The sequence below is a fragment of the Mesorhizobium sanjuanii genome (assembly GCF_002529485.1).
GTDB lineage: Bacteria > Pseudomonadota > Alphaproteobacteria > Rhizobiales > Rhizobiaceae > Mesorhizobium > Mesorhizobium sanjuanii.
In genome coordinates, this window is the sequence record NZ_NWQG01000114.1 from 33,902 (window position 1) to 49,558 (window position 15,657).

9 protein-coding genes and 2 pseudogenes are annotated in these 15,657 nt (G+C 60.3%); 9 read left to right on the forward strand and 2 right to left on the reverse strand.

The features are described from left to right. Positions 1 to 69 precede the first annotated feature (69 nt). A complete protein-coding gene (locus CN311_RS18255) occupies positions 70 to 549 on the forward strand; it encodes a class I SAM-dependent methyltransferase (protein ID WP_097575143.1) in 480 nt (159 codons plus the stop codon). 57 nt (positions 550 to 606) lie between these two features. Here CN311_RS18255 and CN311_RS18260 read toward each other — a convergent pair whose 3' ends face one another. Next, positions 607 to 2,022, reverse strand: a complete 1,416-nt coding sequence (locus CN311_RS18260; protein WP_097575144.1) for an adenylate/guanylate cyclase domain-containing protein — start codon at positions 2,020 to 2,022, stop codon at positions 607 to 609. Between the two features lie 192 nt (positions 2,023 to 2,214). Here CN311_RS18260 and CN311_RS18265 point away from each other — a divergent pair, with 192 nt between their 5' ends. From CN311_RS18265 to CN311_RS18290, 6 genes and pseudogenes are all read left to right on the forward strand, one after another. Next, positions 2,215 to 3,039: a hypothetical protein gene (locus CN311_RS18265; protein ID WP_097575145.1), complete on the forward strand. Its 825-nt coding sequence runs from the start codon at positions 2,215 to 2,217 to the stop codon at positions 3,037 to 3,039. Between the two features lie 72 nt (positions 3,040 to 3,111). Further along, positions 3,112 to 3,627: a GNAT family N-acetyltransferase gene (locus tag CN311_RS18270; protein ID WP_097575146.1), complete on the forward strand. Its 516-nt coding sequence runs from the start codon at positions 3,112 to 3,114 to the stop codon at positions 3,625 to 3,627. A 122-nt stretch (positions 3,628 to 3,749) separates the two neighbouring features. After that, entirely contained in the window at positions 3,750 to 5,135 is a 1,386-nt protein-coding gene (locus CN311_RS18275) for a hypothetical protein (RefSeq protein WP_097575147.1), read from the forward strand. Between the two features lie 407 nt (positions 5,136 to 5,542). Further along, on the forward strand, positions 5,543 to 8,833 hold the full coding sequence (locus CN311_RS18280) for an ATP-binding protein (protein ID WP_115504258.1): 3,291 nt from the start codon (positions 5,543 to 5,545) through the stop codon (positions 8,831 to 8,833). A 19-nt stretch (positions 8,834 to 8,852) separates the two neighbouring features. Beyond that, on the forward strand, positions 8,853 to 9,533 hold the full coding sequence (locus CN311_RS18285; protein WP_097575149.1) for a peroxiredoxin-like family protein: 681 nt from the start codon (positions 8,853 to 8,855) through the stop codon (positions 9,531 to 9,533). A gap of 6 nt (positions 9,534 to 9,539) precedes the next feature. Next, positions 9,540 to 9,755: pseudogene (locus tag CN311_RS18290) on the forward strand (IS110 family transposase); the annotation flags it as partial. Between the two features lie 42 nt (positions 9,756 to 9,797). Here CN311_RS18290 and CN311_RS18295 read toward each other — a convergent pair. Beyond that, the gene (locus tag CN311_RS18295; RefSeq protein ID WP_097575150.1) at positions 9,798 to 12,659 is read right to left on the reverse strand and encodes a trifunctional glycosyltransferase/class I SAM-dependent methyltransferase/polysaccharide deacetylase; all 2,862 of its coding nucleotides are present in this window, start codon (positions 12,657 to 12,659) and stop codon (positions 9,798 to 9,800) included. 887 nt (positions 12,660 to 13,546) lie between these two features. Between CN311_RS18295 and CN311_RS18305 the strand changes: the two genes are divergently transcribed. Together CN311_RS18305 and CN311_RS18310 are read left to right on the forward strand one after the other, a co-directional pair. Continuing rightward, positions 13,547 to 14,212: a coiled-coil domain-containing protein gene (locus tag CN311_RS18305; RefSeq protein ID WP_097575151.1), complete on the forward strand. Its 666-nt coding sequence runs from the start codon at positions 13,547 to 13,549 to the stop codon at positions 14,210 to 14,212. A 7-nt stretch (positions 14,213 to 14,219) separates the two neighbouring features. Then, positions 14,220 to 15,657 (forward strand): annotated as a pseudogene (locus CN311_RS18310) (OmpA family protein); the annotation flags it as partial.

Here is a 15,657-nt window from a genome sequence, read left to right on the forward strand (position 1 = left end):
GGTTCGTCGTTCGCCTCTATATGCGGCAAGCCTCGATCGTGGCTGCTGGTTCAGGACATACAATCGCATATGAGTCGCCTCGATAATTTCATCAGCAGGATGACCGCACAGCGCGACATTCTCAACCAAATCTGCCCCGAGGTGGCGAAGATGGAGGGGCTTGTGCTCGAGCTCGGGCTCGGCAATGGCCGGACGTTCCACCATCTGCGCGAGCGCCTGCCCGGGCGCCGTATCGTGGTGTTCGACCGCGAAGTTGGCGCACACGCCAGCTCGATTCCCGACGCTGAGAACCTCGTGCTCGGCGAGATACGCGAGACGGCCCGCAAGTTCATTGGCATCGACGCCGCTCTTGTTCATGCCGACATCGGCACCGGCTATGACGATCGCGATGCAGTGACCGCTACCTGGCTGCCTGATCTGATTGCGCGCCTGCTTCGCGTCGGCGGCTTCGCGGTCAGTGGCACGCCGCTCGATCACCCGCTGCTGCAACGCCTCCCGCCGCCGACTTCGGAGCCCGCCGATCGTTATTTCCTCTGCAGGCGCGTGTAAGGGGCGGAGACGGCCCAAATCTTCAGGGGCCCAAGCCTTCTCTTCGGGGCCGAGTCTTCAGGGGATCGTATAGACTGCTATCTCCCGCTCAATGCCGCGCAGCGAGACCTCATGAGGCACCGGCGTCAGCGCGTTCCTGTGCAACAGATCGGCGGTGAGATTGTCTTCGACCACCGCACGCGTGGCGAAGATCGCCTGTGCCTTGGCAAGGTTCTGCACCCGCGACGCAATGTTGACCGTCTGGCCGAAATAGTCCTGCCGCTCGTTCATCGACACGGCGATGCAGGGGCCGGCATGGACACCGATCTTGAGCAGCAGATCCTCGCGCCCGCTTTTGTCATTGAGCGCACGCATGGCATCGCGCATCCTGAGCGCCGCGGCAATTGCTCGATCAGGCGTCGCGAAGGTCGCCATCACCGCATCGCCGATCGTCTTCACCACCGCGCCTGCCTCCGCCGCGACGATCTCATGCAGAACCTGGAAATGCTCGCGCACGAGATCGAAGGCTGAAAGATCGCCCACCCGCTCGTAAAGCTCGGTCGATCCGCGCAGATCGGTGAACAGGAAGGTCAGGCTGGTGATCTTCAGGCGCTGGTTGATGTCGAGCGTATCCGTGCGATAGAGATCGCGGAACGTCTGGTTGGTGAGCAGGCGCTTGGCGGTCAGGAAGGGCCGGCGTCTGCCCAGGAAATCATGCAATAGCTGGCCGGCGATGAAGACCGTCGGCAGCACGCGGGCCTCGGTCCGGTTTTCCAGCGAAATGCGCAGCGGGCCGGGTTGCATCTCCAGCGTCTGGTTCTGGACATGGTCGCGGTCGAAGACCAAAGAGAGGCTTCGGCGCTCTTTTGTTGGTTCGCCCTTCCCGTCGATGAACTGCACTGAATGGGTGACCGGCTCGAAGACGATGACGAATTCGGACGGAAGCTGTATGGGCAGAACCGCCTTTTCACCGGGGGCAAGCTCGATATCCTCCAGCGAGAACGCTTCTATCTCTTTCGCGAAATCCTCTTCCGGCAGATCGACACCGGACGCCCAGTAGATCTGCCGGAAATATTCCATCAACGGCAATTCGTGTGGATTGTGGGCGGCAATCCTGCGCACGCGGGGACCGACGGTGAATGTCACCTCGACCATCTCGTCGAGGGTCGGCGAATAGCCCTCGGAGCATAGCGCGCAGGTGTATTCGTCCTTCTGCACGGTTTTCAGAGTGGCATTGGTGTCGAGCACGCCGCCACAACCGGGGCACAGAACATTCCAGGAAATGTCGAACATCCCCACCCGTGCCGCATGGAGAAAGGCGCTTATGGCGCGTTCCTCGTCGAGGCCATGCTTGCTGGCGAAGGCTGGCACATTGATGCGGCAAAGTTCGCGGTCCTTGCCCTCCGCGATGGTTCGCTTGATCGCATCGATTGCCTGCGGATCGACATCGGTCGATTGCCGCAGAAGCGAGAACAGATCCTGAGCTTCGTTCATCGTGCAGGCTCCGGAAAAATGCGCCCCGGAGGCGTCGTTGGTCCGAGATGCTCCATCTTACTTCGAAACGGATCGTACGGCCATTCGAATAGATAAGCCTGGTGACAGTCAATTTCCATTCGGCGGATTTTCACCGGCCGCAAGCGGCACTATGATGGGTCCATGGGCCATTCATCTTTGGGACTTTCTCCCATGCCGACACCCAACAACCCGCCATTTCCCGCGGCCCTGCGCCTTTTCTCGGTGGTCGTCATCATCGTGCTGATCGTGGGCGCCGGCCTGTTTTTCGCGCCGGTGCTGGTCAAGCCGCGCTGGCCTTGGGCCGTCACGCCGTTCAATGCCCGCTTCCTCGGCGGTTTCTACACCGCCGAAATGGCCGTGATGGCGGCGATGCTGGTCTGGAATCGCTGGTCGCCCGGCAGGCTCGTGCTCGTCATGGCTTTCATCTTCACCGTCATCGTGTCGGTGGCTTCGTTCATCAACCTCGGCTATTTCAACTTCGGGCGCAGAGCGCCCTGGCTCTGGTTTTTGGTCTATCTTGCTTCAGTCGCGGTATCCGGGCTGTTCCTGTGGCGGACCAGGGCCTATCCTTCTGCAAAAGGCGCCACCTTAAACCTCGCATGGCGCGGCTATATGCCGGTGGAAGCGGCGATCCTCGGGCTCTACGGCGTCGGCCTGTTGCTGTTGCCCCTGACATTTAGCAGCTTCTGGCCATGGCCGATCGATGCCTTTCACGCTCAGATCTACAGCGCCATCTTCCTCGCCGGTGCGGGCGGCACATATCTCGTCTGGAAAAGCGCGCCGCGCGAGGAACTGCTGGTGCTCGGCCTGGCGCAGTTTCTGGTTGGCCTGCTTGCCATCCTTGGCCTCGTCATCACCGACGCTGTGGTGCACCGGATCGACTGGACGGCGACAGGGACATTATGCTGGCTCGCCCTTTTCGGTTGGATCGGCATCAGCGGCGCCTTCAAACTCTACGCCGCCTCCGGGGTTTTCAGCCCGCAATCGGCATCATAAGTTGCACAGACAGCTGGATTTTCAGGTGACGTCCGGTGCATCGTGCCGGACCGATGCCTTGCCGGGAAAGCCATGACCTCGTTATCCTCCGAGAAAATCCAACCGCAGCTCCGGGCCGTTCGGGCAAGCGATGCGGAGGCGCTTTGCGCTATCTTCAACATGCCGGGCTTTCGCTGGGGCACGCTCAGGATGCCCTTCGAGATGGTGGAGCAGGTGGAGCGGCGCATCGCCAAGTCCGGCCAGGAAACCACCTGGATCGTTGCGGAGTTGGACGGCAAGGTCGTCGGCCATGGCAGCCTGGTCGTGCAGGGTTCGCCGCGCCGTTCGCATATCGGCGAGATCAATATCGGCCTTGACGATGCCTTTGTTGGCAAGGGCATCGGCTCTGCCATACTTGGCGCGCTGCTTGACGTGGCCGACAACTGGCGAGCCCTGAAGCGGGTCGAATTGACCGTCTATGCCGACAACGAACCGGCCATCCGTCTCTACACAAGCCACGGCTTCGAGGTCGAAGGCCGGCATGTGAAGGCCGGTTTTACTGACGGGCAGTACCACGACCTCCTGAGCATGGCGCGGCTGCGGTTCTAAGATCCGCTGTTTGGCGTTAGAGCGCTTCACCATTTCTTTGATCAGTTGACGATCTGGGCCGGCCGTATCCAGCAAGTCTGGTCTCCCTTGGCGTTTGCACCGCAAGCGGCTAGACGGGACCGATGACAGCCGTCTTTGACCCAACCCCTACGCCTCCGGTGGAAATTGTGGCTGTGCTGTCGCTGCTCTGCCCGGAAGTCGTGCGTGACATCGAGCAGAGCTGGAATGCACCGGTATCCGACTACGCCCGCCATCTGTGGCGGCCGGTGGCAAGGCCTGCATCCGGCCCGGCGATCGCTGCCCGCTCGATCCTGCGCGAAGTCCTGCATCAGCGCCTCGGTGCGATCATGCAGCCTGAAGAGATCGGCAAGGCCCTCGATGAGTTCGAGCACAGACCGGTGATTCAGTCCGGCCTGCACTGCCTGCTTCTGATGGACCGGATCACCTTCGATGCCCTGCTGCTTGCCTGGCTCGGCGCGGTCGAAAACGGGCTGTCGGCCTTCTTCGGCTTCATGGGAACGACGATGACCATGGAGACAATTGGCCGGGAGGGGCCGGGATGGCTCGATGTCGGTGACGACAAGGTCAACCTGTTTGGCATGGGGCGTCACAAACTGTGCCGCAAAAGCGCCTGCGCGGCCGGTCCCGTCTCCCTCAACAAGCGCGCGCTCGAGGCGGTGGGCGATGAAACGGATGCCAGCCGCTGGCTGGACACACTGCTTGCCAGCCAGGACAAGGTGTTTGGAACCGCCGCCGATGCGCTGACAGCCCTCAACGAGGATCTGGTCGCCAATTGGGATTGTTCCGGCATGGCCCTGCCGGTTTTCATCGATGATCGGCTCGCCGCGGCTGCCATGGCCCGGCATCTGGAATATGACGGCAGCCTTCTGTCCAGGCTGCTCATTGAGCCCGCAAGGCGCCAGCGTCTCGAACGTGCCTTGCAGGAGGCCGCATCGGGCCCATTTGGCAGATTCCTGCCCGATGCCACCGCCTATTTCTGGGGCATCCGCGAGCAGCGCGTGCGCAAGCTCGTCCTTGAGAACGGGTACCTGATCGAGCCTGACAGGCCGCATGGTCTTTCCATCCCGTTCGAGCGACCGCATCTCAGGCAGGCGCTGCTGGACGGCGTGCTGCTGCCGAACTTGTTCCTGATGTTCCTCGTCCTTGCCATATTGCCGCGGGTGCGGGTTGTGGGAGGCCTGAGACAGATTGGCTATGTGGCGCTTTTCCACTCGATCCTGCTGGCTGTGCTAGACGAAAACGTGCCGGAAGAGCGCGATCTTGCTGCGGAGCTGCAGGTTCGGGAAAATGCCTGGGGTATGCGGGTCATCGATGAAAAGATCCCGGTCCGTGAGCAGCTTGCCGGCCTGCCGGAAGGGGCGCTCTTCCCGGACCTGCTCCGGCAATACCGTTTGCGGACACTTGCAGAGACGACCGACGACCTGAAACTGGTTCGCGAAAACGCCCGATGGCGCAAGATCGGCCAGGCGGAGATCAAGGCGACCTGAGCCTAGCCTCAGGCCTTGTTTCAGGTTGATTTTTTAGTGAGCAACGGCAAGCGACAGCGATCTATCGGTGAGCCTCTGGCGTCTGATCCGGCCGCTTCCTTGATGCTGATACCTTTCGGGGTTTCGACGACGGTTTCCGCCTCGATCGGCAGCGCTCTGCCACCGGACCCACACTGATCGCTCGATGCCCATTTGCACTGCCGCTTGCCGGTCGACGGCTATCGGTTCATGCTTATCACCCTGGCCGTGAAGTGCGTGGCGAGATCACGCGTCACGGCCCCTAGAGCCGGATGATTTCAGGTCGATTCGACCTGAAATCTGAATTCGCCTCTAAAGAGATAGAGCATGATGTCGTCCGAAAACCGCTACACACTTTTCGGCATCATGCTCTAGTGAGGTCTGGTCCTATGGACTGCTCGGGCTGCGGTTTCGAGGTCGAGGGCGGTTACGCTTTCTGTCCGAGGTGTGGCAGGCGCCAGCCCGTGCCATGCGCCAGTTGCGGCTACCCCTGCGCACCTGATTTCGAGTTCTGTCCGAAATGCGGGGCAAGCGTCGGTGCGCCCGCACACGCCGTCGAACGGCCTGCTCCGACACCAAGCCGGACCATTGTGCCCTCTTCTCGAACGCCGTCGCTGCTTGCGAACATCGAAAGCGAAGATGGGCTGCATCCTGTCTCCGACGCCGATCGCCGGACGGTAACGGTCCTGTTCGCCGACCTTTGCGGCTTCACGACACTCAGCGAGCAGCTCGACCCCGAGGTCATGCAAGCGCTGCAGAACGAACTGTTCAAGGAATTGACGGCGGCCGTGCGAAACTTTGGTGGTTTCGTCGACAAATTCATCGGCGATGCCCTCCTCGCTTTGTTCGGTGCGCCGGTCGCGCATGAGGACGATCCGGAACGTGCGCTTCGCGCCGCACTCGACATGATCGCCCGGACGGCGCGGCTCGGCGAAAGCACCCCCCACTCCGGCTCGCCTCTGTTACTCCACATCGGCATAAACACTGGTCCGGTCGTTACTGGCGGATTGGGCATCGGCACCGCCAAATCCTATTCGGTGACCGGCGACACAGTGAATACGGCGCAACGCCTGCAATCGCTGGCCGCACCGGGTGAGGTGCTGGTAGGCGAACTCACTCACAGGCTGACCCGGCATGCCTTCTCTTACGAGTCGCTGGGTGATGTCGTGCTTCGCGGCAAGGCTGGCAGTGTGCTCGTCCATCGACTGGATGCACCGCTTGCGGCGCCGCGTGCAGCGCGTGGGCTCGAGGCGATCGGCCTCAGCGCGCCGATGATAGGTCGTGGTGCGGAGCTCCATAGAATGCTGGCGAGCCTTGACCAGGCGTGCGGCGGCTCGGCCCAACTTGTCCGCCTCGTCGGAGAAGCCGGTATCGGGAAATCTCGGCTGGTGAAGGAGTTCGTCGCCCGCGTCGGCGACGAGGATCGTTTTCGCAACGTCGCCGTGCGACAGGCCACGTGTTCACCGCTGGGCGAACAATCATTTGGCGCCCTGGGCGCAGTGGTGCGCAGCGCTGCCGGGATGATGCAAAACGACAATGGGGACGAAATGCGGGGGAAGCTCGCAGGCTTGCTTACCGATCTCGGCCTGCAGGGCGAGGAGGCGAAGCGGCTGATGCCCTTGCTCTACCATGTGCTTGGCCTTGGCGACCCCGATGCCACCTTGCAGCATATCGAGCCCGAGCAGCTGCGGCGGCAAATTTTCTACGCAGTCCGCACAATCATCGAACGGCGGCTTGCGTTGTCGCCGCTGTTGATTGTCGTCGAAGACCTGCACTGGGCCGACGCCGTGTCGCTCGAGGCACTACGTTTCGTAATGGACAGGTTGGAACGCACGCGGTTGATGGTGCTGGTCACGCATCGTCCGGCGCCGGACAGCGGCCAGCTCGACTCAAGTCGGGTCAGTCATACTGCGCTCAGGCTTTCTCCGCTCAACAGTGATGACGGACGCAGCCTGCTGGCGGCGCTTTTCGGCGAGAGCTGGGTAAACTCCGCAGGCGGGCTTCTCGACCAGATCCTCGAGCGCGCGGGCGGCAACCCCCTTTTTGTAGAGGAGATCGTTCGCGGCCTTATCGATCGCGGTGTATTGATGCGCGAGGGCCAGCAATGGCGGACTGCGGCAGGCGAAGTCGCAACCGGCATCCCCGCGACCATCCAGGCAATGTTGCTTGCTCGCGTCGACCGGCTGCCCCAAGAGGTGCGCCGGTTGGCCCAGGAAGCCGCGGTAATCGGCCCGCGCTTCGATGCCACACTTCTGAAAACCGTGACAGCAGACCCCGGCCGGCTGGAAGCCGGCTGCGAACTGCTTTGCGATGCGGAAATCATCGAGGAAGTTGCCGGATCAGGCTCGGTCTCGTCGCAAAGCTACCGCTTTACGCAAACATTGCTGCAGGACGTGATCTACCAGAATCTGCTCCTGCAACGCCGGACCGACATTCACGGACGGGTCGGTGCTGCCTTGGAGCAACTGTGCGGCGACAAGCCGGAACGGCTCGAGGATTTGACCGTGCTCGGTCATCATTTCGCACAGAGCGCCGAGCGAGAGAGGGGCGCGCATTACCTGCAGGCGGCGGGAGATCGCGCTCGCACGATATACGCCAACGACGACGCCCTTCGTTTCTACGAGCGAGCACTGACTGCGTTGGCCGCGATCGGGCAAACACCGCTCAAACTGGCAATTGCAGAGCGCATTGCCGATTTGAGCGGCTCGGCAGGCCGCCGCGAGATCGCGCACCGCCACTACGAGGCGGTGTTGCAAGCCTATCGCGAGTCAGCCGATCGTGTCGCTTCGGCGCGAGTTCTGCGTAAGGTCGGTCGGCTGCTCTGGGACGTCGGCAAGCGGGACAGCGCAGAATCTCGCTATGCTGAAGCGGCAGCGCTCCTCGATGGAGCGGATGCCCCGATCGAGCAGGCGCATCTCTGGCAAGAACGTGGCCGACAGGCGTTCCGCAGCGGAGATCACGCTCTCGCGGCAAAATGGGCAGACGCGGCGCTGGATTGCGTACACACTCTGACAACGGAACATGGCTCCGAGGATGCCACCCTCGTGACCGCCGAGGCACTCAATACCAAGGCTGTTGCGCTGGCTCGCCTTGGGCGAAACCGTGAAGCCGTGGGTCAGGTTGAGCGCAGCATTGAATTGGCCGAAGCCGCCGGTCTACTAGGCGCGGCCTGCCGCGGTTACACCAATCTCGGCGTGCTTTACACGACCATCGATCCGGCAAAGGCGATGGAGGTCTGTCGGCGCGGTCTTGAAGTGGCGCGCCACATTGGTGATCTGGGTTTCCAGGCGCGCCTCCTCGCCAATCTGGCGGTGGCTTGTTGTACTTTCACGGATCGCTGTCCAACGGAGGGCGTGCCTGCTGCCGAGAAGGCCATCGAGATCGACCGGGCGCTCGACCAGCGCGAGCACCTGCCGGTGCCATTGATCGTGCTTGGGCAGATCCACCAGTGCAACGGCCGTCCGGAACTGGCGGTTGGCTTGTTCCACGAAGCACTGGACGTAGCCCGCGAAACGGGCGAGCCCCAACTGCTGTTTCCGTGCTATGATGGTCTCGCAACGCTTAATCTCGACCTCGACAATCTGGCCGAGGCCGAACGCTACTTTTCCCTGGCGCAGGGTATATGCGCCCAGCACGGGCTCGACCCGGAAGCGCTTGTGGTGCTGCCTTTTCTCGACTAGCCGGGATTGGGGGTTGGAAATGTCCGCGCCTAGTGACTTGGTACCGCTTCAACCGGGCGACCGTGCGCCCAACCTGGTACTCGACGCCATTACCCAGGAAGGCAAGATCGCGCTTGACGACTTTCGCGGACAAAAACCGGTGCTGGTCGGCCTGTTTCGAGGTCTGCATTGTGCGTTTTGCCGGCGTCATATCGCCGCCCAGGCGCGGCTTGATCCGGAGCTGCGCGAAAAGGGCGTGGAGAGCCTGACGGTGGTCAACACGCCGATCGAACGGGCGCGTCTCTATTTCCGCTACCACCCGATGCCGAATCTGCTTGCGGCCTCCGACCCTGAACGCGCTTCACATCGTGCTTTTGGACTGCCCAATCTCGAATTCACCCAAAACGAGACGAACTGGCCGTACAAGGTCTCGATGGCAGCGACAATTAATATGCGGGTCGACATACCAAACGAGTTGCCCGGTCCTATGGATCCTATTGCGGCCGGCGAAATCCTCAACAAGAGGGACCATTACGAACTGACCGCAGCCGACGAGCAGATGATGGCAACGGGACACGGACAACTGGTCGGTCAGTTCCTGCTGGACCGGCAGGGGATCGTCCGCTGGAGCTTCACGGAGGTTCCAGAAGGTGGGCGATACATGTTTGGGGCACCAAACCCGCAGGAGCTGATGTCAGCCGTATCCCAAGTCGCCCAATAGACTTGCGAACGGATCTGGCGCGGGAGGTGCACATCTGATCCCAGGACCATTGCCGAGCTGTCAGCAAGCAAAGCGCGTCGTATTCGAAACCGGCCCGCTATCGGTGTGGTTCTATCATGCGCTGCGCGCCGAGGGATGGCCAGCCATCCGCATCGATGCGCGCTATGCCAAAGCCGCTCTCGATATGGCGGCGACAAGACGGATGCGAATGACGCCGATGGTCCTTGCTGAAGCAGGGTTCTTCGGGAGGTGCGGCTGACAAGTTCACCGCCCTTCGAGCACGGCCTCGACTTTGGCAACAAAGTCATCGAGCGAGCGATCCCCGCGTATCTCGATGCGCGGAAGGTCGATGGGATCGCAATCGAGGGTCGCCGGCCCGTGTCTGCCGCCGAAGCCGATCCGATAGCCGCACTCCTTGGCCAGCCGGCCAAGCCGTCGGTCGGTGACAGAGAACGGTGCCGCGAACGCCGTGGTTGGCCGACCGGTCCACCGTTCGATGAACATACGAGAGCGCAGGAGCTCGGCGGCCAACTCAGAGCTCGACAGACCATCGATTGCGCGATGCGTCGCCAGATGGCTTCCGAAGAACGCACCTTCGCCGGCCAGGCGCCGCACCGTCCCGGCGTCCATAAGCGGCGTCGGCGGACCGCTGTGGGCGTCCCACTGTGCACTCTTACCCACCAAATCCGTTACCAGGAACACTTCCGCGGTCAGGTCGTTCGCGCGCAAGATCGGCCAGGCATGGTCGGCAAAGTTCTGGAAGCCGTCATCGAAGGTGATGAGCACTGGGCGGCCCACGAAAGGCTGATGGTCGGCGATAGATCCTTCCAGCTGCTCGGACGCAATCGCGTGAAAACCATTGGCCCGCAGCCATGCCATCTGGCTGCCGAATAAGGCGGGCGTGCACCGAAAGCGGGCGAGCGCGGCCGGACCATCATCGGCGACGCTGTGATACATGAGGACAGGGATACGCTGCCGCCGCTCGCTACGTGCGACGTCGCGGCGCAAGGCCCTCGCCCCGCCCCAGACGATATTTCGCGCGACCCCGATTCCGACGGGCGCGCGGATTGGCATATGTTGTATCATCGGTTCCGTCACCACGTCGTCCGGTGACAGGCGGCGGAATCGGTCTATGCGATAGAGCTCGGTTTGGATCGATTGCTCGAGGACGAGACCTTCGGTCGCTGCCAGCGTCTGCGAGATCGCTTGTGCACCGAATGTATTCCAGTCGAAGCCCGTCCTTTCAGGATTGTCACGTAGCACAAATGCGTGCGCGCTGATCAAGCTGCCGCCAGGCGCCAACGCCTCAACGACTTTCTTGGCGAAGCGTTGCAACTCGGCGAGATCATCCAGGTAGTAGAGCACTTCCGAACAGAAGATCAGATCCATCTCACCCGGCAGCGTATCGGCCATAAAATCCAGTACGCCGAACTCAATATTCGGCTGATCGCCGCATCGCGCGCGGGCCCGTTCGACGGCTATGGCGGAGATGTCAGTTGCGGTCAAATGGCTCACTCGCGGCGCCAACTGCCGCGTGAAGTGGCCTTCCGCACAGGCCAGCTCAAGCGCCCGTCCGATGGGACCGGCAGGCAGAATTTCGAGCTGCCGCTCATATTTCTCCTGCTCATAGGACGAGCCGTAATTCCAGGGATCCTCGGTCGCGAAATAGCCATTCCAGAACGATGTGCGATCCTTGCCGTGCCTGGCCCGCGCGCGGCGCGGCGCCGCGGGAGGCGCTGCAGGTTCGGCGCTCGACCGAACCAGTTCCCGCGCTTCCTCTGCCAATTGGGCGAGTTTGCCAAGGTGACTATCCGGATCGGACCGGCGTTCAATCCGCTCAGGTGGCACGGCTTTCCGGATCAATTCGATCCAATAATCCCTTGTCACTGTCCCGAGTACGCCGAATTGCACGACAGACTCGATCTGGCCGTCCGTCATCAGGTAGGCGTAGATTTGATCGATTCCTTGCGGAAGTTCGAGCGTGGTCGGATTTCGAGAGTCGACGCGAACTCCAAGTGTCCTCGCCAATCTGCGCGGCGCGGTAAGGTCATCGACGTCGAGAAGCATTTGCTCAAGCTGATACTGGACGCGGCGACCCGTTGCGGGATTGTCCCAGACCTTGCCGAGTTCGAGGATCAACTCAGTGACGGAGCCGCCGAACCGGTCCCAACTGGCGGCCAATTGCGCTGGGACCGACAGGCTTCCGACCATTAGCCCATCGAAGACCACCTTGGCGATCTCACGCGCCCATTTACGTCCTGCCGGGAGCGCGCGCAGGGAGCGCGGGTCGATCGAGCGCGAACCGCTGCCGCAATCCGACGCGGCGTTCCACAACGCGAACCACGCCAATGCCTCGGAGGCGGTGCCGCCGTTCGCCTCGATCGCTCCATTGGCATGAGCCGAAGCCGGGTGTTTGAGCCTTGGATCAGGAGAAAAGCCGCGGGCGATCACGATTTCCGCATCTGCCAGCATCTGCGTCGAATTGCGGGAGAGCGCGTTGGGGCTGATCCGATAGAAAGCGAGCGGCTCGTCGACCATCACCCAATTTTTGCCTAGACGTGCGAGGCGCTGCCACAGATCCCAGTCTTCGCAGGTGCGCAGCGACACATCGAAACCGCCCAACTCTACAATTGTCTCCCGGTCGACGAGCAGCGTGTGAGTGCGAATGGCACACTGGCGGGCGAACGTTTCGAAGGGCTGGATCGCAACCTCCGTTGAAATGCTCGACGGGGTGAGTTCGCCACCGGGCATCACGCGCCGAGAACCGCAATAGGCGGCCACTGCATCGGGAGCGGTTTTCAGTGCGGCCAGCATTTTCGCAAGGAAACTGGCATCCACCCAATCGTCCGCATCCAGAAACATGAGCCAGTGGCCGCGCGCTGTCGAAATCCCGCTATTGCGCGCGCCGGCGGCGCCATGCGCGCAAGAGCTCATGGTCCGAAACCGGGTATCGTGCTCCACGTAGCCGGCGATGATCGTGGGGGTGCGGTCCGTGGAGGCGTCGTCGACGATGATCGCCTCCCAATCCGCTATTTCCTGAGCGAGAAGGCAATCGAGTGCGCGCGCCAGTGTTACCTCCGCGTTGTGCGCAGGAACCACGATTGAAACCAAGGGATTATGCACCACGCCGTCTTACCCGCGCCTGGTTCGAAGGTAGAATAAAAGTCCCGAAACTTAGCCGGCGATTTCCCGCCAAAGGAAACGGTCCTCAGGAACGCTGCGTCCAAACAGAATTCTTCCGAGCCGTCGCGACGCCACCATTTGGCTGTAGAGCGAGCTTGCTCCTGTCGTGCTATCGATGTTGGAAGCCCGGCGCAGCATTCGCATCCGTGCCGCCGAGCTTGGGCGCCAGCTGTCGCAGATGCACGTTAAAGCCAAGCATGCCGCATACTCATGTTGATCCCCGGAATCGCGCCATGACCACAAGCTTCGGTCCCTGGCCCTGTATGAGTGCAATGGCTATGGCAAACTGACGTCTTTTGCAATCGGGGGCGCAATAAATGCAAGTCCACCGAAGCTTTGGCAAAGACCGCAGTTTTTGGGACGATTGCTCCCCTCCTATCGACCGAAACCCCTCGATTCCGAGGGCATTATCAGACAGCCATTCTTCGTGCGGAAGAAGACCGTACTTCTACCGTTGGGCCAGCATCGGAAGCTGATCGTCGCAGTATACAGCCGGGTGCGAGGCAGTATGCGCACCGCCATATCAGGATAATTTAGATGTTTCTAATTAATATGCGATACTTAATTGCCCTCCAATGGCTATAGCCGTACATTGTATTACTCATTCCGATAGTAGATTTCGTCAAATTGTCAATTAGATTATCCCGCCATGGCTGCTATCACAAAGAGGTACTATAGCTGGGCCGATCGGAACGCGTGCTTTTGTTACTAGTCTAAGAGATGTAAAAGGAGCGAATGAATCGGCTTAACTCAATAAGATTCCGGCTTGCGGACCGGGTAATTTGCTGACATTCTGATATGTTTCTGGTTATGATAATTGGGGCGTAGAGATGGCCAAGGAATCTGCGAGTACCGCTTCTTCAGCAAATAAAGCGGACGCAAATCTGATAAGTAATGCAGAGGGAAACGGGCTGAACTTCATGGCGGGCCAGGCTCGCGAGAGCGGGGGTTCCGGCGACGCTGTAGGTGTCGACAAGATACGTGATCTGCTGTTCGGCAACCAGATGCAGGACTATGACCGCCGCTTTTCCAAGCTTGAAGAACGGGTCCTGCAGCGCTTCAAGGATGTCGAATCCGAGGCCAAGCGCAATCTTGAAATGTACGAGTCAAATGCAAAGAAGCAGGTCGATTCGCTTGCGGGGCAATTGCGGAACGAAAAGGATGCACGCGCCGACGCAGACAAGGAGATTGACCGGAATCTTCGGGAGCAAAACCAGGCACTTGAAAAGCAGGTGCGCGCGTTGTCGGATCAATTGAGCGAGCTTGAGCGCGAAGTCGCGGACCGGATAAATCGAAACGATCATTTGCTGCGTGAGGAAATCAAGCAGAAGAATGAAAGCGTTCAGATGCTGATCGAGAAGATGTTTTCCGATCTCAGCAACGTCAAGACCGACCGGAATCTTTTGGCTGGCCTGTTTGTCGAGGTTGCAAAATGTCTAAATCAGGATCCCGTCGGCAGCAAGAGCAACTCGGAACGTAGCTGGAAAGTGAGTTGATCGGAACTTGACGTCGAGCGTCGACCCAATCAGCCTTCCTAAAAGAGCAGCTTCGAACGATACCGGGATTGATCGCGAGGCTCTGGCTAGTCTTTTGGTCGAAATTGCCCGGAACGTTGATCCGGACCATCGGGTGCGTTTCGACGGAGTTCCAAGCGCCGATCCTCGCATGGAAACGCTGCGCCAGTTGCTGGTCGGCCGCGAAATTTCTGAGCTTTCACGAGTTGCGCACCTGCTCGACGAACCTGAGCAGCTTGCGGCCGCGGTGGGGGACGTTCTCCCCAGTGCAGCCGCACGTGCGCCTCATGCGCAACTCGGCGAGGCTCTTGCGCCAGCTGTCGAGAGGGCCGTGCAACGGTCCATTCAGAAGAGCCCCCGCACGCTGACGGATATATTGTACCCGGTGTTTCTGCCGGCTATTCGCAAGTCGATCGGCGAAAAGATCGACCAGACCTTTCAGTCGCTGAATGAATCTTTAAGGCATATATTTACCTGGCGTGGACTTAAGTGGAGACTTGAAGCCTGGAGAACCGGCGCAAGCTTTTCAGAAGTTGTTCTCAAGCATTCTCTCGTCTATAGAGTAGAGCACGTCTTTCTCATTAATCGTAATTCCGGGCTTTTGATTGCCCATGTAACCGCCGAAAATGCAACAAGCGAAGACCCTCAACTAATTTCTTCGATGCTTAGTGCAATTCAAGATTTTGTAAAGGATTCGTTTAACGAGAAAGAACAGAGCGGCCTGGACACTATTCGTTTTGGGGAGCTTCGTCTCTGGTCGGAAGTTGGACCGTTTGCGACCTTGGTTGCCGTGATCCGGGGAAATCCGCCAGAGGAATTACATGAAATAATTCGCGATGTATTGCTTCGCATCCATGATGAATCCTCACAGGCTTTAGAGCAGTTTGACGGCGACAGTTCGCAGTTGGCCAGCGTAGAGACGCAGTTGCAGACCTGTGTTGAACTGAAGCAGGAGGAATCAAACCAGGGATTTCCGTGGCTGGCGGTGGCTGCAGTCCTGCTGGTTTTGATTCCGGCAGGCAGTTGGTTCGTTCTTTCCTGGCAATCCGGGCAGCGCTGGCAGGCCTATGTGTCGCGACTTGAGGCCCAACCGGGAATCATCGTCGGCCAACAAACGGCTAGGGGCGGAGATTTCTACATTTCCGGCCTAAGAGATCCGCTTGCCGCCGACCCGCAGTCGCTGTTGTCCGGAACGCAGGTCGATCCTGCCCGCGTTCATTCACAGTGGCAATTCTATCAGAGCCTTGAGCCAGAGTTCGTGTTGAAGCGGCTGACGGCGTCGCTGGCTCCGCCGAAATCGGTTCGGCTTTCGATCGTCGAGGATCGCATCGTTGCCGAGGGCGAGGCTCCCGACACCTGGATAGATCGGGCGCGTGCAGCTGCCCGACAGCTTTCGGCAGGCGGACCGGAATTCGATATCTCGAAGG